At 69.2% G+C, this 26,909-nt stretch carries 19 protein-coding genes; 11 read left to right on the plus strand and 8 right to left on the minus strand.

The window, feature by feature from the left end:
* Positions 1-3: 3 nt before the first annotated feature.
* From AC3WS6_RS04890 to AC3WS6_RS04905, 4 genes are all read right to left on the minus strand, one after another.
* The gene (locus AC3WS6_RS04890) at positions 4-477 is read right to left on the minus strand and encodes a hypothetical protein (protein WP_492499943.1); all 474 of its coding nucleotides are present in this window, start codon (positions 475-477) and stop codon (positions 4-6) included.
* Between the two features lie 30 nt (positions 478-507).
* On the minus strand, positions 508-1,428 hold the full coding sequence (locus AC3WS6_RS04895) for an AEC family transporter (RefSeq protein WP_492499944.1): 921 nt from the start codon (positions 1,426-1,428) through the stop codon (positions 508-510).
* A gap of 255 nt (positions 1,429-1,683) precedes the next feature.
* On the minus strand, positions 1,684-1,995 hold the full coding sequence (locus tag AC3WS6_RS04900; protein ID WP_492499945.1) for a hypothetical protein: 312 nt from the start codon (positions 1,993-1,995) through the stop codon (positions 1,684-1,686).
* Positions 1,996-2,034: 39 nt separating this feature from the next.
* Positions 2,035-3,057 (minus strand): LacI family DNA-binding transcriptional regulator, encoded by a 1,023-nt coding sequence (locus tag AC3WS6_RS04905; RefSeq protein WP_492499946.1) that lies wholly within the window; start codon positions 3,055-3,057, stop codon positions 2,035-2,037.
* Between the two features lie 87 nt (positions 3,058-3,144).
* On the opposite strand from AC3WS6_RS04905, the gene AC3WS6_RS04910 reads away from it, so the two are divergent.
* The 4 genes from AC3WS6_RS04910 to AC3WS6_RS04925 are packed head-to-tail and all read left to right on the plus strand — an operon-like array spanning position 3,145 to position 6,807.
* On the plus strand, positions 3,145-4,368 hold the full coding sequence (locus tag AC3WS6_RS04910) for a Gfo/Idh/MocA family protein (RefSeq protein ID WP_492499947.1): 1,224 nt from the start codon (positions 3,145-3,147) through the stop codon (positions 4,366-4,368).
* Positions 4,368-5,060 carry a ThuA domain-containing protein gene (locus AC3WS6_RS04915; RefSeq protein ID WP_492499948.1) on the plus strand — a complete coding sequence of 231 codons (693 nt, stop codon included), beginning with the start codon at positions 4,368-4,370 and terminating at the stop codon, positions 5,058-5,060. The genes AC3WS6_RS04910 and AC3WS6_RS04915 overlap by 1 nt, the downstream gene beginning before the upstream one ends.
* The gene (locus tag AC3WS6_RS04920) at positions 5,045-6,136 is read left to right on the plus strand and encodes a Gfo/Idh/MocA family protein (protein WP_492499949.1); all 1,092 of its coding nucleotides are present in this window, start codon (positions 5,045-5,047) and stop codon (positions 6,134-6,136) included. Before AC3WS6_RS04915 ends, AC3WS6_RS04920 begins: the two co-directional genes overlap by 16 nt.
* Before the next feature lie 26 nt (positions 6,137-6,162).
* Positions 6,163-6,807 (plus strand): DUF1684 domain-containing protein, encoded by a 645-nt coding sequence (locus tag AC3WS6_RS04925; RefSeq protein ID WP_492499950.1) that lies wholly within the window; start codon positions 6,163-6,165, stop codon positions 6,805-6,807.
* Positions 6,808-6,853: 46 nt separating this feature from the next.
* Here the strand turns inward: AC3WS6_RS04925 and AC3WS6_RS04930 are convergent, their stop codons facing one another.
* Positions 6,854-8,023 (minus strand): ROK family protein, encoded by a 1,170-nt coding sequence (locus AC3WS6_RS04930; RefSeq protein ID WP_492499951.1) that lies wholly within the window; start codon positions 8,021-8,023, stop codon positions 6,854-6,856.
* Between the two features lie 103 nt (positions 8,024-8,126).
* Here AC3WS6_RS04930 and AC3WS6_RS04935 point away from each other — a divergent pair, with 103 nt between their 5' ends.
* The gene (locus tag AC3WS6_RS04935; protein WP_492499952.1) at positions 8,127-10,637 is read left to right on the plus strand and encodes a glycoside hydrolase family 2 protein; all 2,511 of its coding nucleotides are present in this window, start codon (positions 8,127-8,129) and stop codon (positions 10,635-10,637) included.
* Between the two features lie 63 nt (positions 10,638-10,700).
* Here the strand turns inward: AC3WS6_RS04935 and AC3WS6_RS04940 are convergent, their stop codons facing one another.
* Positions 10,701-12,959, minus strand: coding sequence for an alpha-galactosidase (locus tag AC3WS6_RS04940; protein ID WP_492499953.1), 2,259 nt, complete (start codon positions 12,957-12,959; stop codon positions 10,701-10,703).
* A gap of 160 nt (positions 12,960-13,119) precedes the next feature.
* On the opposite strand from AC3WS6_RS04940, the gene AC3WS6_RS04945 reads away from it, so the two are divergent.
* The 6 genes from AC3WS6_RS04945 (at position 13,120) to AC3WS6_RS04970 (ending at position 20,764) form a co-directional block, all read left to right on the plus strand.
* A complete protein-coding gene (locus tag AC3WS6_RS04945) occupies positions 13,120-14,826 on the plus strand; it encodes an ABC transporter substrate-binding protein (RefSeq protein ID WP_492499954.1) in 1,707 nt (568 codons plus the stop codon).
* 52 nt (positions 14,827-14,878) lie between these two features.
* Positions 14,879-15,868, plus strand: coding sequence for an ABC transporter permease (locus AC3WS6_RS04950; RefSeq protein ID WP_492499955.1), 990 nt, complete (start codon positions 14,879-14,881; stop codon positions 15,866-15,868).
* 70 nt (positions 15,869-15,938) lie between these two features.
* Positions 15,939-16,952: an ABC transporter permease gene (locus AC3WS6_RS04955; protein WP_492499956.1), complete on the plus strand. Its 1,014-nt coding sequence runs from the start codon at positions 15,939-15,941 to the stop codon at positions 16,950-16,952.
* Positions 16,949-17,839 (plus strand): ABC transporter ATP-binding protein, encoded by an 891-nt coding sequence (locus tag AC3WS6_RS04960; protein ID WP_492499957.1) that lies wholly within the window; start codon positions 16,949-16,951, stop codon positions 17,837-17,839. Before AC3WS6_RS04955 ends, AC3WS6_RS04960 begins: the two co-directional genes overlap by 4 nt.
* Positions 17,836-18,732, plus strand: coding sequence for an ABC transporter ATP-binding protein (locus AC3WS6_RS04965; protein ID WP_492499958.1), 897 nt, complete (start codon positions 17,836-17,838; stop codon positions 18,730-18,732). Before AC3WS6_RS04960 ends, AC3WS6_RS04965 begins: the two co-directional genes overlap by 4 nt.
* Positions 18,725-20,764 carry a beta-galactosidase gene (locus AC3WS6_RS04970; protein WP_492499959.1) on the plus strand — a complete coding sequence of 680 codons (2,040 nt, stop codon included), beginning with the start codon at positions 18,725-18,727 and terminating at the stop codon, positions 20,762-20,764. Before AC3WS6_RS04965 ends, AC3WS6_RS04970 begins: the two co-directional genes overlap by 8 nt.
* A gap of 201 nt (positions 20,765-20,965) precedes the next feature.
* Here the strand turns inward: AC3WS6_RS04970 and AC3WS6_RS04975 are convergent, their stop codons facing one another.
* Both AC3WS6_RS04975 and AC3WS6_RS04980 read right to left on the minus strand, forming a co-directional pair.
* Positions 20,966-23,551, minus strand: coding sequence for an alpha-L-rhamnosidase (locus AC3WS6_RS04975; protein WP_492499960.1), 2,586 nt, complete (start codon positions 23,549-23,551; stop codon positions 20,966-20,968).
* Between the two features lie 7 nt (positions 23,552-23,558).
* The gene (locus AC3WS6_RS04980; RefSeq protein WP_492499961.1) at positions 23,559-26,888 is read right to left on the minus strand and encodes a sugar-binding protein; all 3,330 of its coding nucleotides are present in this window, start codon (positions 26,886-26,888) and stop codon (positions 23,559-23,561) included.
* Positions 26,889-26,909: the final 21 nt, after the last annotated feature.

Consider the following 26,909-nt stretch of genomic DNA (forward strand, 5'->3'; position numbering starts at 1 on the left):
GCGTCAGGCTGAGTTCGCGCGTCCGGGTTCGGTCGTGACGGCGATATCTTGCGCGACAGCACGGGCGCTGACGAGGGAACGCAGCTCGTTCCAGAACGATGCGCCCTGCGGCATCCCGAGATGCTCGCGCGAGCGTTCGACCTGCATGCGGGTGGTCGCGCCGTCGGTCACGAGGCGGACGACCGCGTCATCGGGTTCGACGAACCGGATGCCGTAGCCGCCGTCGTCGAGCACCGTGAACTCGCGAGGTCGCTGCCAGACGATCTCGTCGACCAGCCCGCGGACCACGGTCTCGGGAGCGTGGAGGACGAGGGTCGTGCCCAGATCGCGGAGGGCGTCGGCGCGCCGGGAGTCGGCGACACGTCGCTCCTCTCGGGACCCCGCCGATGTGCTCGAGCGTCGCACCCACCGCGGCAGGAAGATCGAGAGCACGATGAGCGCGGCGATCAGCACGACGAAGATGAGCGGGTTGTCCACCGTTACAACCTAGGGCGTGGGTCGTGCTGATCAGCCCAGCAGCACCATGATCAGCACGAGCACCGGCAGGCATCCGACCGTGGTGAGGAAGACCGTGTCTCGCGAGATCGTCTCGCCGACGTCATAGCGCTGCGAGTAGTTGAAGACGTTCTGGGCGGTGGGCAGGGCGGCGAGCACCACGACGATCAGCACCTCTGCGGGGGAGAGGCCGAACACGAACTCCGCCATCACCCAGGCGATCAGCGGCATGGCGACGAGCTTCAGTCCGCTCGCGACGATGATGTCGCGGCGTCGCCCCGGCGCGCCGAGGACGCGCTGACCGTGCAGCGAGATGCCGTAGCTGATCAGCAGCACCGGCACGGCGGCGTCTGCGATCAGCTGCGCGGGCTGCATGACGATCTCGGGCACCCTGATGCCGAACACCGAGACGAGAGTGCCGAGCACGGATCCGATGATGATGGGGTTCGTCGCCGTGCGGACGAGGGTCTTGCGCAGCGACACCCGATCGCTCGTGACCGCGTCGAGGATCGTGAGGGAGATCGGGGTGAAGATCAGCAGTTGGAGCAGCACGACCGGCGCCGGATACGCGGCGCTGCCGAGCAGGTAGAGCGACAGTGGGATGCCGATGTTGTTCGAGTTGACCTGTCCGGCGGCCAGAGCGCCGATCAGGGTCTCGCCGACGGAGCGCTTCCACCACAGCCGGGCGATCAGGGCGTACATCGCGATGACGGCGACCGCGGCGATCGCCGACACCGGCAGCAGCGAGGAGAACAGCATGCGCGCGTCGGCGTGAGCGAGCACCGTGAACAGGAGGAAGGGCGACAGGACGAAGAAGATCAGACGGCCGAGGACGTGGCGGGCGTGCGGTCCGAGCAGATCGATGCGCCCGATGACGTAGCCCAGGATGATCGCCACCCCCACGACGGCGAATCCGGTGAAAGTCTCGAGCACCCTTCGAGCGTAACGCCCTACCAAGCGCCGGGCCGTCAGTCAATGGTCGGGCCGACATCGGTGCTGCGGGATCATTCCCCGTACGCTGAGATCACGTCGAGCCGCCATGCGCCGCTCTCCGTCGGTCGAACCAGATGTCGTCCTCGGGTTCTCTCGGTCTCGGGCACGAAGATGGGGGTGGGTGCGCATGCGCGCCTTCTCAACACGACTGCTCCGGTCCCCCTGTTCGGGCATGGGGGGCCGGAACCAACTTCTTCAGCGTCGCTCTTCGGCGCCGGCGCGAAGACGCGCGCGTCGGTTGTGAAGCGCGATCACCGACAGCGCGGCGATCGGCCCGGCCGCCACGACCATGGCGGTCCATTGCCAGCCGGAGGTGCCGACCAGTACCGCCCCGAGCACGATCAGGCCGGCTGCGAGGGCGCGCATCTCGACCGTTCCACGAGGACTGATCGGCGGTCTGCGCCCGAAGGGAAGGCGAGACGTCGGGTTCGCCGCGATCGTTCGGCCGAGGGCGGTGTGGAACAACACGATTCCTAGGACGGCGGTGATCACTCCCACGACGAACATGCTCCGACAGTATCAATGGGGATGCGGCCGTGCGGCGGTTCAGGTCGAGTCGCGCACGATGAGCCGGGTCGGGAGCACGATCGGCTCTCCCGGCAGCTCGTCTGCTCTGGCTGCGTCTGCGAGCGCGGCCACGGCCGCGCCGGACATCTCTCGGATCGGCTGTCGCACGGTCGTGAGAGCCGGGCTGAGCCACCGCGCGGCGCGCAGGTCATCGAACCCCACGACGAGCACGTCCTCGGGAATGCGCCGCGCGGTCACGGCTGCGGCGGCGTAGACGCCGGCGGCCAACTCGTCGGTGCACGCGAAGACGCCCAGGCGCTCGCCCGGTCGCAGCCCTCGGAGGACCGGGACCATCGAATCGCGGGCGGCGGCCGTCGACCACCCGGACTGGATGAGCGTGATGCCCGCTCCCGGCCGAGCTTCGCCGAGCGCCTCGCGGAATCCCGCGTACCGGGTGCGTCCGTACCGGTACCGGGGTCGTCCGAGCAGCACGGCGAACCGCGTCGCACCCCGGCCGGTGAGGTGGAGCGCCGCGGAGCGACCGCCCTCGTGGTCGGTGGTGCGCACGCTCGTGAGCCCTCGCGGGTCGTCGCTGCGCGGATCCATCAGGACCACCGGGATCGAGGCGTCGGCGAGAACAGCCAGCTGCGACGCGGTGGGCGAGATCAGTCCGAGCACGACCCCGGCCGACCCACGGCGTCGGATGCGGAGCGGCCAGTCGTCGTCGGGGAGGTCGCGCTCCTCCGTGAGCACCAGATCGTATCCGGCGTCGGCCGCGGCGCTGCGGGCGCCCGCCGTCACCTCGTCGGAGTAGTCGTCGCCGTACGCGCCGAGGACGAGGTCCATGAGGCGCGCGGATCCGGGTGGGCGTCCGCCGGCCGACGGTTCGCGCACGTAACCGACGTCTCGTGCCGCGGCGTGCACCCGACGGCGCGTGGCCGCCGCGAGATCGCCCCGCCCGGCCAGTGCGCGCGACGCGGTCGCGACGCTCACACCCGCGGCGTCTGCGACGGCGGCGAGGGTCGCCCGTCGTGGCCTGGCGGTGTCCGCGTGATCGGGCATGGATCCACCCTGGCGCTCCCGCGGGTTTTGCGCAAACTTCTCGACGTCGTTCGGAGCGGGTGGCATCGTCGATGTCAGGAGGGTGAGATGACGACGACGACACCACCGCTGCGGATCGCGATGATCGGCACGGGCTTCATGGGGCGCATGCACTCGCAGGCATGGAACACCGCACCGCGGTTCTTCGATCTGCCGAGAGAACCGAGGCTCGCGCTCATCATCGGACGCCGAGAAGAAGCGACGAGGGATGCTGCCGCGCGATGGGGCTGGTCGGACCACTCGCTCGACTGGCGCGCAGCCGTCGAACGCGACGACATCGACGTGATCGACATCTGCACGCCGGGGGACACGCACGAGGAGATCGCGCTCGCCGCGCTCGCGGCGGGCAAGCACGTGCTGTGCGAGAAGCCGCTCGCCAACACTGTCGCCGAGGCCCAGCGGATGACGGCGGCGGCCCGTGACGCGTTCGAACGCTCGGGTGCCGTGGCGATGTGCGGCTTCAGCTATCGGCGCACACCTGCACTCGCCCTCGCGCGGCAGCTGATCGCCGACGGACGCATCGGAGAGATCCGTCACGTGCGTGCGCAGTACCTGCAGGACTGGCTGAGCGACCCCGATTCTCCGCATACCTGGCGCCTCGACCGCGAGCGAGCGGGGTCCGGCGCTCTGGGCGACATCGGAGCGCACAGCATCGACACGGCGCAGTGGCTCGCGGGCCAGCGGATCTCGGCGGTCTCGGCCACCCTGCGCACCTTCGTCGATTCGCGACCCCGGCGCTCGAGCGTCGAGGGACTCGGGGGCAGCGCGGCAGATGCGTCGGATCGCCTACCCGTGACGGTCGACGATGCCGCGGCGTTCACCGCCCGCTTCGACGGCGGTGCGCTCGGAGTGTTCGAGGCGACGCGCATGGCCACGGGCCGACGCAATGCCAATCGCATCGAGATCAATGGCGACAGAGGATCGGTCGCGTTCGACTTCGAGCGCATGAACGAGCTCGAGGTGTACGACGTCGCCGACGACGCCGCGCAGGGGTTCCGGCGTGTGCAGGTCACCGAGGCCCGGCATCCGTACGCCGGTGCCTGGTGGCCCGCAGGCCACGGGCTCGGCTACGAGCACCTCTTCACCCACCAGGCGGTCGATTTCGTGCGGGCCGTGGCCGGCGACCACCCGGTGTCTCCGGGATTCGCCGAGGCGACGCAGGTGCAGAGAGTGCTCGCGGCGGTCGAATCCAGCGCGCAGCGCGACAGCATCCTGACTCCCGTGGGCACGGGATCAGACGCCGACACCGATTCCGAAGAAGGAGAATCCTGATGACACGCACCGCTCTCGTCGTCCGCGGCGGCTGGGACGGACACCACCCCGTCGAGGCGACCGAGCTGTTCCTCCCCTTCCTGCGGGAGAACGGCTTCGACGTCGCCGTCGAATCGGATCCGGAGATCTACGCCGACGCGTCGCGCATGGCAGAGGTCGACCTCGTCGTGCAGTCGGTCACGATGTCGCAGTGCTCGGACGCGGCCGTGCGCGGCCTCCGCGATGCGGTCGTCGCCGGCACGGGACTCGCCGGCTGGCACGGCGGCATCGCCGACTCGTTCCGGGCGAGCTCCGACTACCTGCAGCTCGTGGGCGGCCAGTTCGCCACGCATCCCTCCAAGCATCCCGATGAGGTCGTGGGCGATCAGACCGACAACTATCTGGAGCACGCGGTCGAGATCACGGATCTCGGGCAGACGCATGAGATCACTCGTGGCATCGACGACTTCACCCTCGTCACCGAGCAGTACTGGGTGCTGCACGACGACCTGATCGACGTGCTCGCGACGACCACGCATCCGGTGCAGCCGTATCACCCGTGGCATCGACCGATCGTGTCGCCCGCGATCTGGACCCGCGACTGGGGGAAGGGGCGGGTCTTCGTCTCGACTCCGGGCCACAGCCTCGACGTACTGCAGCACAGCTCGGTGCGCACGGTGATCGAGCGGGGGATGCTGTGGGCGGCGCGGTGATCGGCGTCGGCATCGTCGGACTCGGCGTGATCTCGGAGCAGTACCTCACGACTCTGCTCTCGGCGCCGGCCGTGCGCATCGTGGCGGTCGCCGACCTCGACCTCGAGAGGGCGCGATCCGCCGCCGAGCGCATCCCCGGCTGCCGGGCACTGACCACCGCAGAGCTCGTCGCCGCAGCAGATGTCGATGTCGTGCTGAACCTGACGATCCCCGCCGCGCACGCCGAGGTCGCGCTCGCCGCGATCGCACACGGAAAGGCGGTCTACGGCGAGAAGCCGCTCGCGGCGACGTTCGCCGAGGCCGCAGCGGTGATGGATGCCGCGACGGCCGCCGGAGTGCGCGTCGGAGGGGCGCCGGATACCGTGCTCGGCACCGGACTGCAGACCGCCCGCGCCGCGATCGACCACGGCCTGATCGGCACGCCCACCTCCGCCTCGGCGATGTGGGTGTCGGCGGGTCACGAAGCGTGGCACCCGCACCCGGACTTCTACTACCGCGAGGGCGGGGGGCCGCTGCTCGACATGGGTCCCTACTACGTCACGGCACTCGTGCAGCTGCTCGGACCCGTGATCGCGGTCTCCGGGGCGGCATCGCGGTCGCGCGATGAACGCGTGATCGGCTCGGGACCCCGGGCAGGCGAGAGCATCCCGGTCGAGGTCGACACGCACCTCACCGGCATCCTGCATCACGGATCCGGTGCGATCTCGACCGTGACGATGAGCTTCGACGGCGTGCGCTCGACCGCAGCGCCCATCGAGGTGCACGGAGTCGAGGGGTCGCTCGGCGTTCCCGACCCCAACGGCTTCGCCGGCGAGGTGCGCCTGCATCCGCGTGAGGGGGAGTGGCGCGTGCTCGACCCCTCGGCCGGTTACGAGGATTCCGGCCGCGGCATCGGGCTGATCGACTTCGTGAACGGCGCAGGACGCGCCGACGGCGCGATGGCGCTGCACGTGCTCGAGATCATGTCGGCGCTCTCGGCCTCCGCGCGCTCCGGCGCCCGCGTGACGGTGTCGACCACGGTCGAACGTCCCTCTCTCGTGCCGTTGACCCCGGCGAGCGAGTGGCGCGCCGTGTGAGTGACGGGTCGGCGTAGCCTGGCCACATGAACCCCGCAGCCCGCACGGCCCTCGAGGTCGCAGACTGGCGCCGTCGCGTCTTCGCCCTCTATTCGGCGGTGCGTGATTCCGACTCGCCCGAAGAGGCGCACGAACTCTGGCGCATCGAACGCGACGAGCTGATGCTGCACCATCCGGCCACACCGCTGCTGCCCGACGACCGGCTGCTCTTCGAAGGGTTGCCGATCTCCTCGTACGACGCCTCCTGGCGCTTCGAGCTGCCGGTCCTCGACGCCGAGCCGGGTGGTTTCGACTTCGCGACGGGCACCGACGGCGTCGTCCCGTTCGAACGGGTGGGACGGGTCGAGATCCCGGAGGCGGGTTCGCTCGACGTCTGGCGATTGACCACGTACGGAGGAGGACTCTTCGTCCCCTTCCGCGACTCCCTCGCGGGGCGGCCGGGCGGAACATACGGCGGCGGCCGGTACCTGATCGACACGATCAAGGGCGCCGACCTCGGGTCGGATGCCGAGCGCGGCACGATCGTGCTCGACTTCAACTTCGCGTACAACCCGTCGTGCGCCTACGATCCCGCCTGGGCCTGCCCTCTCGCGCAGCCCGGGAACGTGCTCGACGTGGCGATCCCGGTCGGCGAGCTCTACGGCCCCTCCGATCGGAGTCGACGCGCGTGACATGAGCGCGCCGTGCCGATCGCTCGGCGACGAGTGCCGCTGCGGGTCAGAAGCGCAGCAGGCTGCGGATGGCGAGCACCGCGCCGGCGCGCGCCCACTCCGTGAACTCGAACGGCTGCACGTCGAGCGGAACAGGGAGCGTGCTCGGCAGCCGTGCGGCGTCGATCGTCTGCATGACGCGTTCGCCCTGCAGCTCCATCACGGCCAGGCCGTCGCCGGTCAGCACGATCTTCTCGGGGTCGAGTCCGCTCACGATGGTTCCGATGATGATCCCGAGAGCGCGTGCGGCGTCGTCGAATGCCTGCAGCGCGATCGGATCTCCCTCGTGGGCGCGCCGGACCGCACCCTCGTAGTCGAGATCGTCGGTGCCGCCTCCGGCGTCGCGGATCGCCTGCACGATGCACGCGCTGGGCAGATAGGCGCTCGCGCAGCCGTGATGGCCGAGCCCGCACTCGGGCCCCGTGGTGTCGACCAGCAGGTGGTCGAGCTGGCCGGCGCGGCCGTTGTGCCCGGTCACGACGCGGCCGTCGATCACGAGGCCGAAGCCGATCCCCGCCCCCACGGTGACCAACGCCAGGGAGTCGCAGCCCGCGCCCGCCCCGAACCAGTGCTCCGCGGCGGTCAGAGCACGCACGTCGTTGTCGGCGGTCACCGGGATGCCCATGCGCTCACTCAGCAGCGCGGCGAGAGGGACGTCACGCCAGCGGAGGAAGAAGGAGGCGACGACGATCTGCTGCCCGTCGACGGTCGCGAGGTCGCCCGCCAGACAGATCCCCGCGGCATGGATGTCGGGGTAGTCCTCGGCGAATCGGGCATGGATCCTCACGATCTGGTCGACCGTGTCGGCCACCGAGTTCGACACCAGCGGCTCCTCGACGGAGGCGACCATCCGCGCACCGAGGGTGGTCACCACGGCGAACACGGCATCGCCCGTGAGCTTGACGCCCAGCAGGTGGTGCTCGTCGTGGTTGACCGCGAGCATCTCGCTGGGACGGCCCATCGCCCCGCGGAGGGTGATCTCGTCTTCGGCGATCAGCGACTGCTCGACCAGGATGCGGGTGGCCCGCGTCATGCTGGCTCGCGAGACGTGCAGTCGCCGTGCCATCTCTGCCCGGGGGAGTGGGCCGTGGATCAGCAGCTCGCGCAGCGCTCCCCGCTCGACGCCCGTCAGGTGGGGCCAGGTGCGCTTCTTCGCGCCCGCATCGTGCTCGGTCACCTGTCCTGCTTTCGGTTCATCGACACCCCGGATCATACCGCCGGGCTATACTGGGCTGACTTTGTAAACTTAAGTAATAAAGTACCTCAAGGCAAGGATGCTCATGGCGCTTCGACCACTCCACGACAACTGGACCCTCACCGCCGTCGCCGGCCCGATCCCCGCGGAGGTCGCCGACAGAGCGATCCCCGCGGCCGTTCCGGGCTGCGCGCACACCGACCTCCACTCGGCGGGACTCATCGCTGCGCCGTTCGACGGCGACAACGAATCGTCGCAGCAATGGATCGGCAGCACCGTGTGGCGCTACGAGACCGAGTTCGAGTGGCACGACGACGGGTCCGACCGTCATGATCTTGTCGCCGACGGCCTCGACACCGTCGCGGAGATCGCGGTGAACGGCCGAGCGATCGCCACGACCCAGAACCAGCACCGCAGCTACCGATTCGAGATCGGACCGCACCTGCGCGAGGGGGCCAACACACTCGCGATCACGTTCCGTGCACCGGTCGATGAAGCCGAGTCGCGCAGCGCCGAGCACGGCCCGCGCCCCCATGTGAACCACCACCCCTACAACGCGCTGCGCAAGGCGGCGTTCAACTTCGGCTGGGACTGGGGGATCGACGTCGCCACCAGCGGCATCTGGCGACCGATCGGTCTCGACAGCTGGTCGGGGGTGCGGATCGCCGCGGTCAGGCCGCTCGTCGACCTCGCGCGCCACGACGGCGGGATCGATGGCGTGCTCGACGCGCATGTCGAGCTGGAGTGGGCAGCGGGCGCGGCCTCGGAGCCGGTGCGGGTCACCGTCGACGTGGGCGGCGAGACGGCCACGGCCGAGGTGTCGCACGGGACGACGTCCGCGCTCCTGACCGCGCGGGTCGTCGACGTGCAGGTGTGGTGGCCCACCGGCCACGGAGCGCAGCCGCTCTACCCGGTCGCGGTGGCGGTCGAGCGTGCCGGCGAGGCTGTGGATCACTGGGAGTCACGGGTCGGGTTCCGCACCGTGCGGGTCGACACGGCGCCGGATGCCGAGGGCCGGCCGTTCGCCCTGTTCGTGAATGACAAGGCCATCCAGGTGCGCGGGGCGAACTGGATCCCCGATCATGCGTTCGTCACCGAGATCGACGCCGACCGCTATCGGCGTCGCGTGGTCGACGCCGCCGAGGCCAACATGAATCTGCTCCGGGTGTGGGGCGGTGGCATCTACGAGTCCGATGACTTCTACGCCGCATGCGACGAACTCGGCATCCTGGTCTGGCAGGACTTCCTGTTCGCATGCGCCGCGTACGCCGAGGAGGCGTGGCTGGCCGACGAGGTCGAGGCCGAGGCCAGGCAGGCGATCGTGCGGCTCAGCCCGCATCCCTCGCTGGTGATCTGGAACGGGAACAACGAGAACATCTGGGGACATGAGGACTGGGGCTGGAAGGAACCGCTCGACGGCCGCACCTGGGGTCTCGGGTACTACCTCTCGCTGCTGCCTTCGCTCGTGGCCGAGCTCGACCCCACGCGTTTCTACTCTCCGGCCAGCCCGTACTCGTTCGACGAAGAGCGGCATCCCAACGACGAATCCCACGGCACCATGCACATCTGGGATGTGTGGAACACCCTCGACTACTCGGAGTACCGGCGCCACCGTCCGCGCTTCGCATCGGAGTTCGGGTTCCAGGGCCCGCCGGCGTGGACGACGCTGGTCGACGCCGTGCACGACGAGCCGCTCGAACCGTACGCGCAGCAGATGCTGGTGCATCAGAAGGCGGCCGACGGCAACCTCAAGCTCGAACGGGGGATGGCGGGTCACCTGCCCGAGCCCCGCTCGATCGAGGAGTGGCACTGGGCCACGCAGCTGAACCAGGCCGCTGCTGTGCGCTTCGGCATCGAGCACTTCCGTTCGCTCTCGCCGCGCAACACCGGGGTGATCGTCTGGCAGCTGAACGACAGCTGGCCGGTCGTGTCGTGGGCGGCGGTCGACTTCGCCGAGCGCCGCAAGCCCCTCTGGTTCGCGCTGCGCGACGTCTACGAGCCGCGTCTGGCGACCTTCCAGCCGCGGGAGTCCGGGCTCGCGCTCGTGGTGCTCAACGACACCGACGAACCGTGGCAGGGCGAGATCACCCTGCAGCGCACGACGTTCGACGGCCGGGTGCTGGTCGAGTCGGTGCAGGCGCAGTCGCTCGCGGCCCGCGGCGAGACGACCGTGCCGCTCGCGCCGGAGCTCACGGACTTCGAGGATGCCGCCCGCGAGATCCTGATCGCGCGTCTCGAGGGATTCGCGACGGCGGTGCACAATCCGGTCGAGCTGGTCGATCAGCGGTTGCAGCCGGATGCGGTCGACGTCGAGGTGCGCGCGAGCGAGGGCGAGCCGGGCGTGACGCTCGTGCAGGTCACCGCGCGGGCCTATGTGCGCGACCTCACACTTCTCGTCGACCGGTACTCGGTCGATGCGACCGTCGATCGAGGGCTCGTCACGCTGCTCGCCGGGGAGACCGCGGTGTTCAGGGTCGTCGGCGGGGGTTCCGGCGATCCGGCGGCGCTGAAGGACCCCGCGATCCTGCAGAGCGGCAACGCCCTGCAGCGCGGACGCGCCGCCCTCGACGAGGTGTCGGAAGGCGCCGCGGCGTAACCGAGACTCGCAGACAGCAATGCCCGGTCGGTCGCGAGAAGCGGCCGACCGGGCATCGCTCTGTCAGTCGCGCACGAGATGCAGCACGACCGCCTGCGCGGGCCAGAAGGGCGGGATCTGCAGGCCGACGGTGGCGAGGACCGCACCCGACAGGGTCACGCCCGCGGACTGGAGCCACTCGGGGGTCGCGAAGCCATGCGGCGCGGCGCCGATCTCGTCGCGCACCCTGAGGCGATACCGGCCCTCGGGGTCGAGCCCGTGCAGGCGGATGCGTTCGGGCAGGGAGTCCTCGAGCGTCGCGACGCTCGCGATCGTGAAGACCGCCTCCGCGCGGTCGGTGCTCACGGCGCCGACGACCCGCAATGCAGGGTCGCGCACGTCGGCGTGCACCGCGGTGCCGGTGTGGATCACCGACCGCAGCTCCTTGTACAGCGCGGCCCATCGACGCAGCACCTCGACCTCGTCGGGAGTGCACTCGGCGATGTTCCATTCGAAGCCCGCGGACCCCATCAGGCTCGTCGCGAGACGGAAGGCGAGCGAGGTCGTGCGGCCCGAGGAGTGAGCGGTCGTCGGGCCGACGTGTCCTCCCACCAGTTCGGGGGCGAGCAGCAGCTGGGTCCACCGCTGGATGTCCTGCCGTTCGACGGGGTCGTTCGAGTCGCTCGCCCACACCCGGTCGGCGACCTGGAGCACGCCGAGGTCGCTGCGCGCCCCGCCCGAGGAGCAGGACTCGATCTCGAGGCCGGGATGCCGTGACTTCAGCTCCTCGATCATCCGGTACATCGCGAGCGTCTGCGCGTGCGTGCCGGGTGCGCCGGCGTGCTCGGCCTCGACGAGATCGCGATTGTGGTCCCACTTGATGAAGTCGATGCCGAGCTCGGTCACGAGCGCGTCGATGCGGCCGATGATGTGCGCGTAGACCTCGGGTCGTGCGATGTCGAGCACGTACTGCGATCGCCACGAGAGCCGCGCAGGGGTCGGAAGGTGATCGGCCGGGTGCAGCAGCCACTCGGGATGTTCACGCGCGAGGTCGGAGTCGAGATTGATCATCTCGGGCTCGAACCAGAGCCCGAACTCCATGCCGAGCTCGTGCACGTGGTCGGCGAGAGGCGCGAGGCCGTCGGGCCACACGGTGCGATCGACGAGCCAGTCTCCCAGGCCGCTCCGGTCGTGACGTCGGCCGAGGAACCAGCCGTCGTCGAGCACGAAGCGCTCGACGCCGACGTATGCCGCGCGGTCGGCGAGTGTGCGCAGGAACGCCGGATCGTGATCGAAGTACACGGCCTCCCAGGTGTTCAGCACCAGGGGGCGCGGCCGGATCGGATGCTGCGGACGCGCCCGCTGGAATCGGTGGAAGCGTTCGGAGAGCCCGTCCAGGCCCGCCCCCGACCAGGCGAAGTACGCGGTGGGGGTGGCGTAGGTCTCGCCGCTGCGCAGAGTGACCTCACCCGCGCGCAGCAGCTCTCCGGCGCCGATGACGTCGACCGAGTCGGGCAGCCGGTCGTTGCGGTACGTGACGTCGGCGCTCCACCCCAGGTGCACACCCCAGAGTTCGCCGTCGCGGTCGCGCGGCGGGTCGATCGAGACGATGTAGAGCATCGGCGAATCGTGTCCGCCCCGCCCACGTCGGGTCTGCCGCACCGTCGATCCGCGCGGGATCTCGGAGGTGTGCGGAACCTTCTCACGCGTCCACCGGCCGGAGAACGTGGTGAGTCGGTCGACGGCCTTCGGGGTCGGCAGCGTCGCTTCGAGCCACCCGATCGAGAGGCCGCCGGTCGCTCCGGAGCCGTCGGTGTCGGCGGAGGCGCTCTCGTTCTCGCCGGTCGAGGTGAGCGCGTGGTCGACCGTGACGACGCCTCCGGCCTGCAGCGCGATGCTCGTGGTGAGGCGCATGCCGTTGCGCAGGTCGTCAGCGATGATCGTGAGCTCGTGCGCGTCGTCGTCGGCGATGCTGTCGACCCGATCCCATCGCGGGTGCACGGAGAGTCCTCCGCGAGAGACCGCGAGCCCGGGGCGGCCCGCCCAACCGTCGCGGTCGACCGGCAGGATCGACGCCTGCCACGCCGCGTCGAGGGCGCCCGACGAGTGCTGTCGGCTGACCGCCGCAGCGATGTCGATAAGTTCGGCGTCGGACTGCGGGCCGAGGTCGGCGCCCCAGAACAGCACGTGCGGGAGGGCCGGCGCCTGGTCGTCGTGCGCGCCGCCGGTCGGATGCTCGACCAGCAGTGACACGCCGTCGCGACGCAGATGGGCGAACCGCGTGGCGGTGGATGAGCGCGCAGCGTCAGTGCTGTGCGCGGGGGGAGGTGCGAGGTCTGTCATGGTGCCCTTTCGCGGCTGGGTGCGCTCGGAGTGCTTCTCGGAAAACGCTTGACGGACATAGTTTAGCTAAGTAACAATGGGGCCGGTAGGTGAGATTCCCCCCTCACGATCACACAGTCGGCGCCGACAGCTCTCAGCGGAAGCGCCTGAGAAAGGACCAATGATGTTCCGCAGAAAGAACGATGCACGACCGTCGAGACGGCTCTGGATCACGGGTGCCGCGGCTGCGGCGACCGCCGCTCTCCTGCTGTCGGGATGCTCACCCGCAGGGGGAGGTTCGTCGTCGTCGTCGAGCGCCGACACCCTCGTCGCGTACACCGGCCAGTCCGGCGACTATCAGATCAACTTCAATCCGTACTCGCCCTCGCAGATCGGCGGTATCGGCACGATCTACGAGTCGCTCTTCTTCGTCACGAACGTGAACAACGACCCCTACGTGCCGCTGCTCGGCACCGAGTACGCCTGGAACGACGACGGCACCCAGCTGACCGTGACGGTGCGCGAGGGCGTCACCTGGTCGGACGGCGAGCCCTTCACCGCCGACGACGTGGCATTCACGTTCCAGATGATGCTCGACACCCCGTCTCTGAACAACGGCGGGTTCGACGGTGCGGTCGAGGCGGTCGACGACACGCAGGTCGTGTTCACGTGGGACTACCCGGCATTCGTGAGCGCGCCGACGCTGCTCGGGCGCACGCCGATCGTGCCCGAGCACATCTGGTCGGGCATCGACCCGACGACCGACGTCATGGCCGAGCCGGTCGGCACGGGGCCCTACACCCTGAGCAACTTCAAGCCGCAGGCGTTCACGCTGGAATCCAACCCGGACTACTGGGACGGCGAGCCGGCCGTGAAGGCCGTGCGGTACCTGTCTCTGTCGGGCAACACCGCCGGGGCCGATGCGCTGAAGGCCGGCACGATCGACTGGCAGACGGGCCCCGTGCCCGACATCCAGAACGTGTCGACCACCTACCCCGGCTATGACGCGATCACCATCCCGCAGAACCAGGTGGCTCTGCTCACGTGCTCGAACGCGGATCTCGGCTGCGCAGGGCCGCAGACCGACCCCGCGGTGCGGCAGGCGATCTACGCGGCACTCAACCGCGATCAGATCAACTCTCTCGCGTTCCAGAACACCGCCAGCGAGATCTCTCCGACGCTCGCGCTCACCACGACGCAGAAGGATCTGATCTCCGCCTCCGTCGCCGAGCCTGTCGCGCCCAACACGGCCGACCCCGAGGGGGCCGCCGAGATCCTCGAGGCCGCCGGGTGGGAGAAGGGCACGGACGGGATCTACGCCCGCGAGGGCGAGAAGCTCGCGCTGACGGTCGAGGTGGTGACCGGATGGACCGACTACATCACGGCGATCGACACGATGGCCCAGCAGCTCAAGGCCGCGGGCATCGAGCTGAAGGTGTCGCAGTCCTCGTGGAACGAATGGACCGACAAGAAGGGCAAGGGCACGTACCAGCTGGCGATCGACTCGCTCGGCCAGGGCGCGGCATCCGACCCCTATTACCTGTACGACAAGTACTTCAACACGGAGTTCACGGCACCCGTGGGTGAGGTCGCGCCGCAGAACGTCGCCCGCTTCAGCGACCCGGCCGTCGACGCCGCGCTCGCCGTGCTCAAGGCCACCGACCCCGAGGACACCGCGGCGCGTCAGGCCCAGTTCGACATCATCCAGGCGGAGATCGTGACCTCGATGCCGTACATCCCGGTCCTGACCGGTGGCACGACGAGCGAGTTCCACGCCGACAAGTTCACGGGCTGGCCGACCCTCGACGACCTCTACGCGTTCCCCGCGATCTGGGCGTCGCCGGACAACGCGCAGATCTTCAAGGCCCTGAAGCCGACGGGGGAGTGATCGTGATCGTCGTCGAGAAGGGGCCCGTCGGGCCGGAAGGAGGGCGGACGCCGTGAACTACGTCGTTCGAAAGCTGGGGTTCTATCTCGTGGCCCTGTGGGCCGCACTGACCCTGAACTTCCTCATCCCCCGGCTGCTGCCCGGGAATCCGGTCGACATCCTGCTCGCGAAGCTGCAGCAGAGGGGCGGAATCGTCACTCCTGCCACTCGCGATGCCTACGAGCTCCTTCTCGGCGGCGATTCCGACCAGCCGCTGCTGCTGCAGTACGGGAACTACCTCGTCAACGTGTTCCGGGGCGACCTCGGCGTCTCGGTGAGCTATTTCCCCACCCCGGTGACCGAGGTCATCAGCACCTCGCTGCCGTGGACGATCGTGCTCGTCGGCGTGGCGACCGTGCTCGCCGCGGTGATCGGCGTCACCCTCGGTGCGATCGTCGGATGGAAGCCCGGCACGTGGCTGGACTCCCTGGTGCCGGCCACGACCCTGCTCGCCGCCGTGCCGTACTTCTGGCTGGCGCTGATCCTGGTCTACTTCTTCGCCTCGACGCTCAAGATGTTCCCGTCGCAGGGCGGCTACGACGTGGTGCTCGACCCCGGATTCAGCTGGGAGTTCATCGCCTCCGCGATCCAGTACGGGTTCCTGCCGGCGCTCACGATCGTCATCGCGTCGGTCGGCGGATGGCTGCTCGGCATGCGCAACATGATGGTGTCGACCCTGTCGGAGGACTACATCGTCACGGCGCAGGCGAAGGGGCTCACGCCCGGGCGCATCCTCCGTCACTACGCGGCCCGCAACGCCGTGCTGCCCTCGATCGCGGGGTTCGCGATCTCTCTGGGCTTCGTCGTGTCGGGCTCCATCGTCACCGAGCAGGTGTTCTCGTATCCCGGCATCGGCTCGAAACTGCTCTCGGCGGTGACGAACAACGACTACGCGCTGATGCAGGGCCTGTTCCTGTTCATCACCCTCGCCGTGCTCGGCGCCAACCTGATCGTCGACCTGTTCTACGGCCTGATCGATCCCCGCACGCGGGTGAACGCATGAGGCGCCGGGCGATCTCCGCAGACGCCGCGCGCACCGCATCCCCGCGCCACCTCTCGGAAGGATCCGGCGAATGACGAACCTCTCACCACGGACCGAGCCCAGCGTCGCCGACTCGACGATGACGCTCGCCACCGCCCAGGCGGAGCGCGGCAAGCCGCCGCGCTCCGCCTGGCGGATGATGCTCCCCACGATGACCCCGTGGCTCGCCTTCGGTCTGATCCTCATCGGCGGCATCACGCTCTTCGGCGTCCTCGGCCCGCTCTTCGTGCAGGATCCGACCACCATCCGGGATACGGGCCTGCAGCCCCCGAGTGCCGAGCACATCCTCGGCACCACGCAGACGGGACAGGACGTGTTCGCGCAGCTCGCCTACGCGACGGCCGGTTCACTGCAGATCGGCCTGATCGTCGGCGTTCTGGCCACCATCCTCTCCGCGTTCTTCGGCATCCTGGGCGCGTACATCGGCGGCTTCGCCGACGAGGCGTTCTCGCTGTTCTCGAACGTGTTCCTCGTGATCCCGGGTCTTCCGCTCGTGATCGTGATCTCGGGCTTCGTGCCTCAGGAGCAGCGCGGTCTCTGGACCATCGCCGTGGTGCTCGCGATCACCGGATGGGCAGCGTCCAGCCGAGTGCTGCGCGCCCAGACGCTCTCGATCCGCAACCGCGACTACGTCGCCGCATCCCGGGTCGCGGGAGAGAGGGCAGGGCGAGTGATCGCCGTCGAGATCCTCCCGAATCTGCTGCCCGTGCTCGCCTCGCAGTTCGTGTTCGCGGTGATCGCCGCGATCCTCGGTGAGGCGGGGCTCTCGTTCCTCGGCCTCGGCGCCTCGAACTCGTCGACTCTCGGGACGATGCTGTTCTACGCGCAGAACGGGTTCGCCCTGTCGCTCGGCGCCTGGTGGTGGTTCGTGCCGCCGGGGCTCATCATCGCCCTGTTCGGCATGGGATTGTCGCTCGTCAACTTCTCGATCGACGAGATCATCAACCCCAAGCTCAAGAACGTGCGCCTGCACCGCCGCCGCGCACGCATCGCGGCGCGTGAAGAGCGCGCCCTCGCGGCCCGCGAGAGAAAGGCACTGGCATGACACTCACCGAAGCTCCCCCGCGCCGTTCCGAGCGCTCGGCGGTGATCAGCATCGAAGACCTCTCGGTCGTCTACGAGGTCGAGACGCCCGTGACGGCGGTGAAGCACGCGAGCCTCTCGCTCGCCCCCGGCGAGATCCTCGGCCTCGCGGGGGAATCCGGATGCGGCAAGACGACGCTCGCGTATGCGATCAACCGACTGCACAGGCCGCCGGCGCGCATCGCCTCCGGAACCATCACGTTCCATGACCGCGACGGCTCGGATCTCGATCTGATGGCGCTCAAGGAGGACGAACTCCGCGCCTTCCGCTGGACCAAGCTGTCGATGGTCTTCCAGGGCGCGATGAACGCTCTCAATCCCGTCACGACGATCAAGGCCCAGCTGTGCGACGTGCTGATGACCCACCGCCCCGAACTGTCGAAGAGGCAGCGCGTCGAACGGGCGGGGGATGTGCTCGAGCGCGTCGGCGTCGACCGTGCGCGCCTGCAGTCGTATCCGCACGAACTCTCCGGCGGCATGAGGCAGAGGGTCATGATCGCCATGGCGATGCTGCTCGAGCCGCAGGTCATGATCATGGACGAGCCCACCACGGCTCTCGACGTCGTGGTGCAGCGCGACATCCTGCGAGAGATCGTGCGGTTGCGGGATGAGCTCGACTTCGCGGTCATCTTCATCACGCACGACCTTCCGCTGCTCCTGGAGATCAGCGACCGCATCGCGATCATGCTGCGCGGCGAGATCGTCGAGCTCGGAACGGCCGAGCGCATCTACCGCGAGCCCGAGCACGAGTACACGAGGCAGCTGCTCTCGTCGTTCCCGAGCCTCAGCGGCTCACGCGGAGGGTTCATCCGAACGGGAGACGACGAAGGGCAGGGGGAGTACCGATGACCAGCATCCGCGTGTCCGAGCTGACGAAGGACTTCACGATCAAGAAGGGATTCGGCCGCACCGCCTTCCGGGCGGTCGACCGGGTCTCGTTCGAGCTGGTGCCGGGCCGCACCGTCGCGCTCGTGGGCGAGTCGGGGTCGGGCAAGTCCACGATCGCCAGGATCCTCTCGCGTCTCGAGAAGCCGACGTCCGGGCGCATCGACGTGACGCGCGACGATGGCACGCCCGTGCCGCGGTCGCTCTACCGACAGCACGTGCAGATGGTGTTCCAGGACCCGTTCGCCTCGCTCAACCCCTTCCACACGATCGAGCACCACATCGCGCGCCCGATCCGGATCCATCACGCCGACCGCAGCGCCCGCGCGGTGCACGACAAGGTCGTGTCGATGCTCGAGCGGGTCAACCTGCATCCCGCAGACGAGGTCGCCGCCCGCCGACCCCACGAGTTGTCGGGCGGCCAGCGCCAGCGCGTCGCGATCGCTCGGGCGCTGGCGCCGGGTGCCGAGGTGCTCATCGCCGACGAGCCCGTCTCGATGCTCGACGTGTCGATCAGGCTCGGCGTGCTCAACCTGCTGGGCCGACTGCAGCGTGAAGACGACCTGGCGCTGCTCTACATCACGCACGACCTCGCGACCGCGCGGCATTTCTCCGACGAGATCCTCGTGCTGTACCGGGGACGCATCGTGGAACGCGGGCCCGCGGACGACGTGATCCTGAACCCGCAGCACGCGTATACGCGCCTGCTCGCCGTCGCAGCCCCCGATCCCGAGAAGATCGGCAAGGTGGTGTCGGGAGAAGTGGCGACCGACCGTTCGACGCTCGACAACACGGTGTGCTTCAACCACTACACGCAGTCGTGGGAGTCGGCGGATCGGGAGACGGCGAGTGTCTGACCGCATCGCATCGCACCGTCGATCGACACCGTGGCCGACCGAGGGGATGTCGTTCGGCGGTGACTACAGCCCCGAGCAGTGGCCGTGGGAGGTGGTGCTCGAAGACATGGCGCTCATGCGCGAGGCGGGGGTCAACCTCGTCACTCTCGGAGTGTTCTCGTGGGTCGTGCACGAGCCCCGCGAGGGCGTCTTCGACTTCACGTGGCTGGACCGGATGCTCGACCTGCTGCACGAGAACGGCATCGCGGTCGACCTGGCCACGCCCACCGCGGCGGTTCCCATGTGGCTGCACCGGCTGCATCCCGAGATCCTGCCGCAGGACAGGAACCGGCATCCGCTCGCCCCCGGTGGCCGGCTCGGCTGGTGCCCGTCATCGCCCGTCTTCCGCTCGTACGCCCTGCGGATCGTCGAACGTCTCGCCGCGCACGTCGCCGGTCACCCGGCCGTGCGGCTGTGGCACGTGAGCAATGAGCTCGGCGGCGGCAACGCCCGCTGCCACTGCCCGGTGTCGAACGCCAGGTTCCGCGAGTGGGTCGAAGCGAAGTACCGCACGGTCGAGGCGCTCAACGCCGCGTGGGGCATGGCCTTCTGGGGCAACTCCTACTCGTCGTTCGAAGAGGTCACGACGCCGTGGGGCGAGACGGCGCACAACCCCGGCCAGCTGCTCGACTACGAGAGGTTCTCGTCGGACGAGCTGCTCGCGCACTACCGCGCCGAGAAGGACGTGCTGCAGCGCCTCGCTCCCGGCATCCCGGTGACCACGAACTTCATGGTGGGCCTCGGCCCCGACGTCGTGGACTACACGCGCTGGGCCGAGGAGATGGATGTCGTCGCCAACGACCACTACACATTCGGCCCCGATCCGCTGCGCCACCAGGACCTCGCCTTCAGCGGCGATCGCATGCGCGGACTCAGCGGCGGTGCGCCGTGGATGCTCATGGAGCACGCCACGGGAGCATCGAGCTGGCACCGCATCAATCAGCCGAAGGAGCCCGGCGAGCTCGCCCGCCATGCGTTCGCGCATGTCGCTCGAGGCTCAGACAGCGTCATGTACTTCCAGTGGCGGGCGTCGCGATCGGGCACCGAGCAGTTCCACTCCGCGATGCTCCCGCATTCCGGCCCGCAGAGTCGCGTCTTCCGTGACGTCGTCGAACTCGGGTCGCAGCTGGCCGCGCTCGCCGAGGTGCAGGGGAGCACGGTCGAGCCCGCGGCCGTGGCCCTCCTGCACGACAACGAGGCGGGGTGGGCGCTCAAGTCGGGGCTGAAGCCGCGCAACGATCTGCGCTACGCCGACACCGCGCGAGCCGTGCACAACGCGCTGTTCTCTCGCGCGGTCACGACCGACGTCGTGGCTCCCTGGACATCTCTCGACCCCTATCGACTCGTGATCGTGCCGGGGCTGTTCCTCGTGTCCGACGAGAACGCCCGTGCCGTGCATGACTTCGTCGAGGCCGGGGGGACCGTGCTCGTCACCTGGCTCTCGGGCATCGTCGACGAGGTGAACACGGTGCGGATCGGCGGATACCCGGGGGCGTTCCGGTCGCTGCTGGGCGTGACGAGCGAGGAGTTCTCGCCGCTGGATGCCGACCAGAGCCTGCGTCTCGACAACGGGTGGACCGTGCGGCACTGGGCCGAACGGCTGCGCGAACCCGACTCCGACGCCCGGACGGAGGTGCTGGCTCGTCACACCGAGGGGGCGCTCGCGGGCGTCGCGGCTCTCACGAAGCGTCGGGTCGGTGCGGGCTCGGCGTATTACCTGTCGGTCGACCTCGACGCCGGGAGTCTCGGAGCGCTCGTCGATCACCTGCTCGAGGAGACCGGCATCGCCCCGGCCGCCGCGGTCTCGCCCGGGATGGAAGCCGTTCGCCGGGTGGGGGACGACGCGTCGTACCTCTTCCTGATCAACCATGCCCACGAGGAGGGGCGGGCCGAAGCGTCGGGCGTCGACCTGTTGACCGGACGGGAGCACGAGGAAATCGTCTCGGTCGCTGCCGGGGGAGTCGCGATCATCCGGGAGCGTGCGAAGGGCTGATCGGCTGACCCGCTGAGCGGCGAGGCGCGGCGGTCGACAACATTATCAAGAGGGTCGGCGGTCATAATGTTATCGCCACCGCTCACGTCGAGCGCATCCTCGAGCGCCCGCCGCGCGGTCGAGGCCCACCTGTCGAGCGACTGGCCGCAGGCCTGAGAAGGTCGTCACGCGCCCGTCTCTGCGGGCGCACCGCCTGCGTCGTCACACCCGGGCGGCGAGCACCCTCAGAACGCCGGTTCCGCCGGCGAGGGGAACCTCGCGTCCACCCAGCCGTGCCACACCCCTCGCGCCGGGCGGCAGGGTCACCGACAGGACGATCTCGTCGCCCCGTCGCTCCCAGCGGGTGCGGACCTCACCGCGGGGCGTCTGCAGACGAGCATTCACCCACTCGAGTCGAGAGTCGATGCGCGGCGCGATCACGACCTCGTCGAACCCCGTCGACGTCGCGGCCTGAGCGATCCCCGCGACGTCCGAGTAGATCCATTGACCGACCGAGCCGAGGCTGTAGTGGTTGAAAGAGTTCATCTCGGGAGTCTGGAAGCCGGCATCCGGAGTCCACCCGTCCCACCGTTCCCAGATCGTCGTGGCCCCGTTGTCGATCGAGAATCCCCACGACGGGAAGTCGCGCTGGAAGAGCAGGTCGTACGCGAGGTCGGCCCGGCCGAAGCGTGACAGCGTGGGGCACAGGAGGGCCACTCCGTGGAATCCGGTCGTGAGACGCGCACCACGGCCCTCGATCTTCTCGACGAGACGGGCGAAGAGCGCGTCGCGCTGATCCTCGGGCGCGAGGTCCCACGCCAGGGTCATGAGATATCCGGTCTGAGAGTCGCCCCGCACGCGCCCGGGCTCATCGAGGAACGCGGCGACGAAGGCTGCGCGTGCGACCGCTGCGCGTGCCTCGAGCGCAGCCTCGACCTCATCCTCGCCGAGCACGGCGGCGATGCGCGCCGCGACGGCCGTCGCGTGCGCGTGATACGCCGTCGCGACCACCTCTTTCGGAGTGTGCTCGTCGACCGAGAGCCAGTCGCCGTAGTCGTTGCCGCGACCTGAGCGCCACAGCCCGTCGGGGTTGCGCACCGCGACGTAGTCGAGCCATCGACGCATCGGCTCGAACATCGCCCGCAGCACGTCGACGTCTCCGTAGGTGCGGTAGAGGGTCCACGGCACGAGCACGATCGCATCTCCCCAGCCCGGGGCACCGTAGTCGAACAGGGTCGTGCCGGGCGAGCGCGGGATCACATCGGGCACCGACCCGTTGGGCAGCTGGGCCGCGACGAGGTCGTCGAGCCAGCGACGCAGCAGCGCCTGCAGGTCGGCGTTGAGCGTGGCCGTCGGGGCGAACACCTGCACGTCGGCGGTCCATCCGAGCCGCTCGTCGCGCTGAGGGCAGTCGGTCGGCACCGAGACGAAGTTGCCGAGCTGGCCCCAGCGGATGTTGTCGATGAGCCGGTTGAGGAACGGCGACGATGTGGTGACCTCGCCCGTCCACTCGACGTCGCTCGACAGCACCATGGCGCGTACCTGCGCGGGATCGACGTCGGCGCCGCTCAGCTCGGCATAGCGGAAGCCGTGGAAGGTGAACACCGGTTCCGACGGGGTCGTGGTGCGCAGATGGTCCGTGGCCTCGGCCGAGCGGAGGTTGTCGGTGTAGAGCTCGCCGTCTGCATCGAGGACCTCACCGTGGCGCACCCTGAGCGCGTGATCCGGGCTCGCGGGCAGGCGCAGGCGCCCCACGAGGTTCTGTCCGAAGTCGATGATCATGCGTGCCGCAGAACGATCGATCGCCACGGGAGCGAGCTCGTCGACGACGCGCACCGGCTCGTCGCGCTGCCCGATCAGGGGGCCGGGGTCCGCATCGAGAATGCGTGCGGCTCGCCACGCCGAGTCGTCGAAGCCGCGCCCCGTCCATCCCGGTGTGCCGTGTGCGCTGTCGATGTACTCGCCCATGAGCAGGTCGGCCCATCGACGTCGGCCCTCGTGCTCGCGCCAGTCCTCATCGGTGCCGAGCACGGTTCGTGCGCCGTCGACGTCGTCGATCACGAGGCGTGCCAGCAGCTGCGGCGCCGTGCCGTAGTGGTGGGCGTGGTGACGGTGATCGAACCCCACGAACCCCGACCACCAGCCTTCGCCGACCTCGGCAGCGACGATGTTCTCGCCCGCGTGCAGCAGCGGGGTCACGTCGAAGGTGCGGTATTGGATGCGCGTGCGATAGTCCGTCCATCCGGGCAGCAGCTCGTCGTCGCCGACCCTCGTGCCGTTCACGTACGGCACGACGAGTCCGCGCGCGGTCACCGTCAGGCGCGCGCGCACCGGCTCGGCGGAGGTGCGGAATGCGCGTCGAAGTTGCAGAGGCGGCTTCAGATCGTTCGTGCGCATGGTCGGCCGCACCGGGGGCTCGGCATCGCGGTCGGTCGCGTCGATCGCGCCGTTCGGCTCAGGATCCCGACCGATCCAGGCGGACCCCGACCAGTCCGCGACCCCCGTCTCGAAGTGCGAGCGGGCCACGGCCCGCTGGCCCTGCTGATCCTCGACCTCCACGGACCAGACGAATGTCGTCTCGGGCGTCAGGGCCGGGCCGTCGTACCGCACGCGGGTCGAGGAGTCGTGGCGAGCGCCGCTGTCCCACAGCACGGCCGTGTCGTCGACCGGCCGCAGAGTCACCCGATGGCCGACGGGGACCGCGCGTTCGGTGTCGCTGCGCAGCGCCCACGACAACTCGGGGTTCGCGACGTCGACCTCGCGAGGCTCGACACGGGCCTCGACCCGCAGGCGATACGGTTCGATCATTCGCAGGTCACTCTCCCGCCGCGTCGTCGGCGAAGATCACCGGTTCGAACAGCTCGCTGTCTTTCGCGGTCGTGATCCCGCCTCCCCACTGCACCCATCCGCGCGTGCCGTCGCCGTCACTGTCGTTCGCCACGATCGAGAGCGAGGCGGCGGATGCCGGAGTGACCCTGATCGGTGCGAGCAGCGCCCACGGCACAGCCGCTTCGTAGACCGTGGTCTTGGTCGCCTCATCGCGGACCGCCGCGATGTCTGCCGTGGTGAGATGGCCGCTCACTGATCCGGAGGCGTACCGATACAGCTGCGGCCCCTGCGACGTGAGTGCGAATCCGAACTCGATCCGCTCCTGGATCTCCGGGCGCAGGTCGGTCTCGCCGGGCCAGTTCGGTGCGACGGCGAACTGCAGTCCGTCGGCCTGCCAGGTGGCGTTGCCCGTGAAGGGCTGGATGTGGATGTCGTCCGTCACCTCGGCGGTGAGATATAGGTTCTCCTCGTCCCACGTGAACCAGGTCTGGGAGGCGAGGCTGTCGCCATCCACGCCGGGTGCAGTGAGCGTCGTGGGTGTCAGGTCGCTCAGGTCGTCGCGCACGCCGTCGATCTCGATCGTGCGCTGCGGCACGCGGGGCACGTCGTGCCACGGAAGCGCCGACAGGGTGCCCTGGGCCGACACCTCGCCGACCCCGTCGATCTCGAGTGCCGCCGTGTACGCCAGTTCGCCGACTCCCGCCGGAGAAGGCGTCGAGAGCAGCGTCGCTGTGGCGCCGGGCGCGACATCGACATCGGCATCCGACGTCTCGGTGTCTTCGCCGAACGTCCACGAGGCGTTCGAGATGTGCTGCACGGCATCCGTCGTGTTCGTGTACGTGGCCCTCACGACGTCGCCGGCACCGTCGATGACATGCTCGACCGCGAGCGAGGCCGTGCGCGGACGCAGCTCGGCCACCGCGGGCGACGAGGTCTCGCCGTCGACCGTGGCGACGAGCGTGAGGTCGGCGATCGTCTGACGGAGGTCGGTGCCCGCGCTGATCTCGAGCGACACGTCGCTCTTTCCGCCCGCGGGGATCGTCACGGTCTGATCGCCCCCGGCGATCTGCCAGCCTCCCGCGGCGGTCGCGACCACCTGCGCCGTGACCGCGGTGTCGTTGAAGTTGTAGACCTCGGCGGTCACCGCCGTGGTCGACTCCGCGTCGAGGCCGTAGCCGTAGAGCTGGGAGTTCTTCGAGGTCTCGGCGTCGAAGATCGGCTGGATGACGACGCGCTCGGCCGCGCTGAAGTCCGCGACATCGATCGGTGCGGCGGGGTCATCGGGCGTGGGCGCCTCGGCGAGGCCCGAGAATCCTGCGGCCGAGAGGTACACCGGGTCGGGTCCGACCGTGAACGTCGCTGTGCCACTCGACGAAGCGAGGTCGGCATCGCGCCCCATGAGGTCGACGAGAGAGGCGGTGCCCTCGATCGGCACCGACACCTCGGTGTCGTCCCCCGCCCAGAGCACGGTGGTCGGGCCGTCACCCGTGTCGAACACGTATGCCGAGACGCCGGCGGGCAGGTCCGCGACCGTGCCGATGTAGCGTCCGTCGCCGAGCTCTCTGGTCATCACCGACTGCGCCGCCAGGGCGGCCATCGGCTCGTCCGGGCTGCGGTACATGCTCCAGTACGAGGCGCCCTCGCGATACGGCGCTGCGATGAAGAAGAACTGCTTGGTCGAGCCGTGAGCGAGCGACTCGGCGGCCGAGCTGACGATGTACCGCGCCTGCAGCGTCTCTTGAGCGGCGGTCGGCAGCTGGTTCACGTCGGCCGTGTTGAGGGCGATGCCGCTCTCGGTGACCCACCGGCCCTTGGTGTCGCCGCCATACGGCCGCGCCGCCTCGAGCTGCGACGAGAAGTCGGGGTGCGGATTGACCGATGCGGAGGAGTTCACGGTGGTGTGCGTGTGGTACGCGTAGGCGTCGAGGTAGTCGAGGATGCCGTTGCGGAACTGCCACTGCGCGTAGTGCGGATCGACGCCCGCGAGGCCGCCGTTCACGAGGAGAGCATCGGTGCCCGAATCCAGGAATCCGAGCGCCGCCGCCTTCATGACGGCGGCATACCGATCTGCACCCTCCGACTCCAGCGCGAACTTGCGGTTCTGCTCGTTCCACAGCTGCCAGGCGTCGACCAGACCGTCGTACTGCTCGCCGGCGGCCAGCGCGAAGTCGTACATGTCGCGAAGGTCCTGCGGCAGTTCACGCGTGGTCGTGCGGGTCCACGCGGGGCCGTCGTGGAACGACGAGAGGGTCTTGAGCCCCGCGGCATCGGCGGCCTGCAGCCAGTTCCAGGGCTGCTGCTCGCCCGAGAAGTCGATGGTTCCCGGTGCCGGGTTGATGACGTCGTTCCACCGTTGACGGTCGCGGATCCAGTCGACTCCGGTGAGCGAGAGCACGTGGGCGAACGCTTCGGCGTCATCCTGCGCGATGAGCTTCGACCCGTAGACGTCGACCGCGAAGGGGCTGTCGTCGACGGCGGGCCGCGACGATGATGCGGGCAAGACCGCGAACGCACCCTCGACCGAGGCGTCTGCCTCGGTGATGTGAGCCGACACGCGGTACGAGCCGGTGTCGAGACCGGCGCCCAGGTCGATGCTCGCGGCGCTCTGGCCCGTCTGGACGGTCGATTCTCCTTCAGTGACCAGTGCGCCGTCGTAGTCGGTGACGCTCCAGGTCACGGGGACGGCAGCGGGGGCCTCGGCGTTGATGGCAGCCTCGAGGGAGACGAGCTCGCCCTGCTCGAACACGCCGAAGCGGTCGGGGGCCGTCACCGAGTCGAGAGTCACTTCGACCGGCGTGAGCGTGAAGGCGTCGAGGAAGAGCGCGTAGTTGGTGTTCGGCGACACTCGGCGCTCGGTCACCTGGAACTCGACGGTGTTGACGCCGGCATCCAGCGCGAGTGTCCCGAACTCGTAGCGACGCAGCTCGTTCGTGACGGTCGAGAGCTGACGCGCGTCGCGGCTCTCATGCCACGCGTCGTCGTTCGCCCGGACGCGGAAAGGAGACGCCCAGTCGACACCGGTCGGGATCGTGGTGGCGTCGAGACGGTAGAGCGACGCCTCGTCGACCTCGATCTCGTAGGTCGCGACGTATCCGCCGGTGGGCGCATCGGCCGCTGTGTAGAGCCGCAACGACGATCCGCCGCTCGCGCCGGTCTGCGCGGCAGCGCCGGGAGTCATGTTCGTCGAGGTGGGGCTCTCGCCCTCGATCGTGAGGGGCTCAGCGCCCTGAGCAGGTGCGGCGACGAGAAAGCTCGCGGCGAGCGCGACGGCGGCTGCGGCCGCTATGCCGAGCGCGCGATGACGTGGTGCGGACACAGAGATCTCCTTCGATCAGAC

The sequence above is a fragment of the Microbacterium sp. EB106-03-03-XG65 genome (assembly GCF_058791955.1).

Excerpts from the sequence above, each read along its gene's own strand:
- AC3WS6_RS04900 (WP_492499945.1), bottom strand. The coding sequence starts at position 1,995 with ATGTTCGTCGTGGGAGTGATCACCGCCGTCCTAGGAATCGTGTTGTTC.
- AC3WS6_RS04905 (WP_492499946.1), bottom strand. The coding sequence starts at position 3,057 with ATGCCCGATCACGCGGACACCGCCAGGCCACGACGGGCGACCCTCGCC.
- AC3WS6_RS04910 (WP_492499947.1), top strand. The coding sequence starts at position 3,145 with ATGACGACGACGACACCACCGCTGCGGATCGCGATGATCGGCACGGGC.
- AC3WS6_RS04915 (WP_492499948.1), top strand. The coding sequence starts at position 4,368 with ATGACACGCACCGCTCTCGTCGTCCGCGGCGGCTGGGACGGACACCAC.
- AC3WS6_RS04925 (WP_492499950.1), top strand. The coding sequence starts at position 6,163 with ATGAACCCCGCAGCCCGCACGGCCCTCGAGGTCGCAGACTGGCGCCGT.
- AC3WS6_RS04935 (WP_492499952.1), top strand. The coding sequence starts at position 8,127 with ATGGCGCTTCGACCACTCCACGACAACTGGACCCTCACCGCCGTCGCC.
- AC3WS6_RS04940 (WP_492499953.1), bottom strand. The coding sequence starts at position 12,959 with ATGACAGACCTCGCACCTCCCCCCGCGCACAGCACTGACGCTGCGCGC.
- AC3WS6_RS04945 (WP_492499954.1), top strand. The coding sequence starts at position 13,120 with ATGATGTTCCGCAGAAAGAACGATGCACGACCGTCGAGACGGCTCTGG.
- AC3WS6_RS04955 (WP_492499956.1), top strand. The coding sequence starts at position 15,939 with ATGACGAACCTCTCACCACGGACCGAGCCCAGCGTCGCCGACTCGACG.
- AC3WS6_RS04960 (WP_492499957.1), top strand. The coding sequence starts at position 16,949 with ATGACACTCACCGAAGCTCCCCCGCGCCGTTCCGAGCGCTCGGCGGTG.
- AC3WS6_RS04965 (WP_492499958.1), top strand. The coding sequence starts at position 17,836 with ATGACCAGCATCCGCGTGTCCGAGCTGACGAAGGACTTCACGATCAAG.
- AC3WS6_RS04975 (WP_492499960.1), bottom strand. The coding sequence starts at position 23,551 with ATGATCGAACCGTATCGCCTGCGGGTCGAGGCCCGTGTCGAGCCTCGC.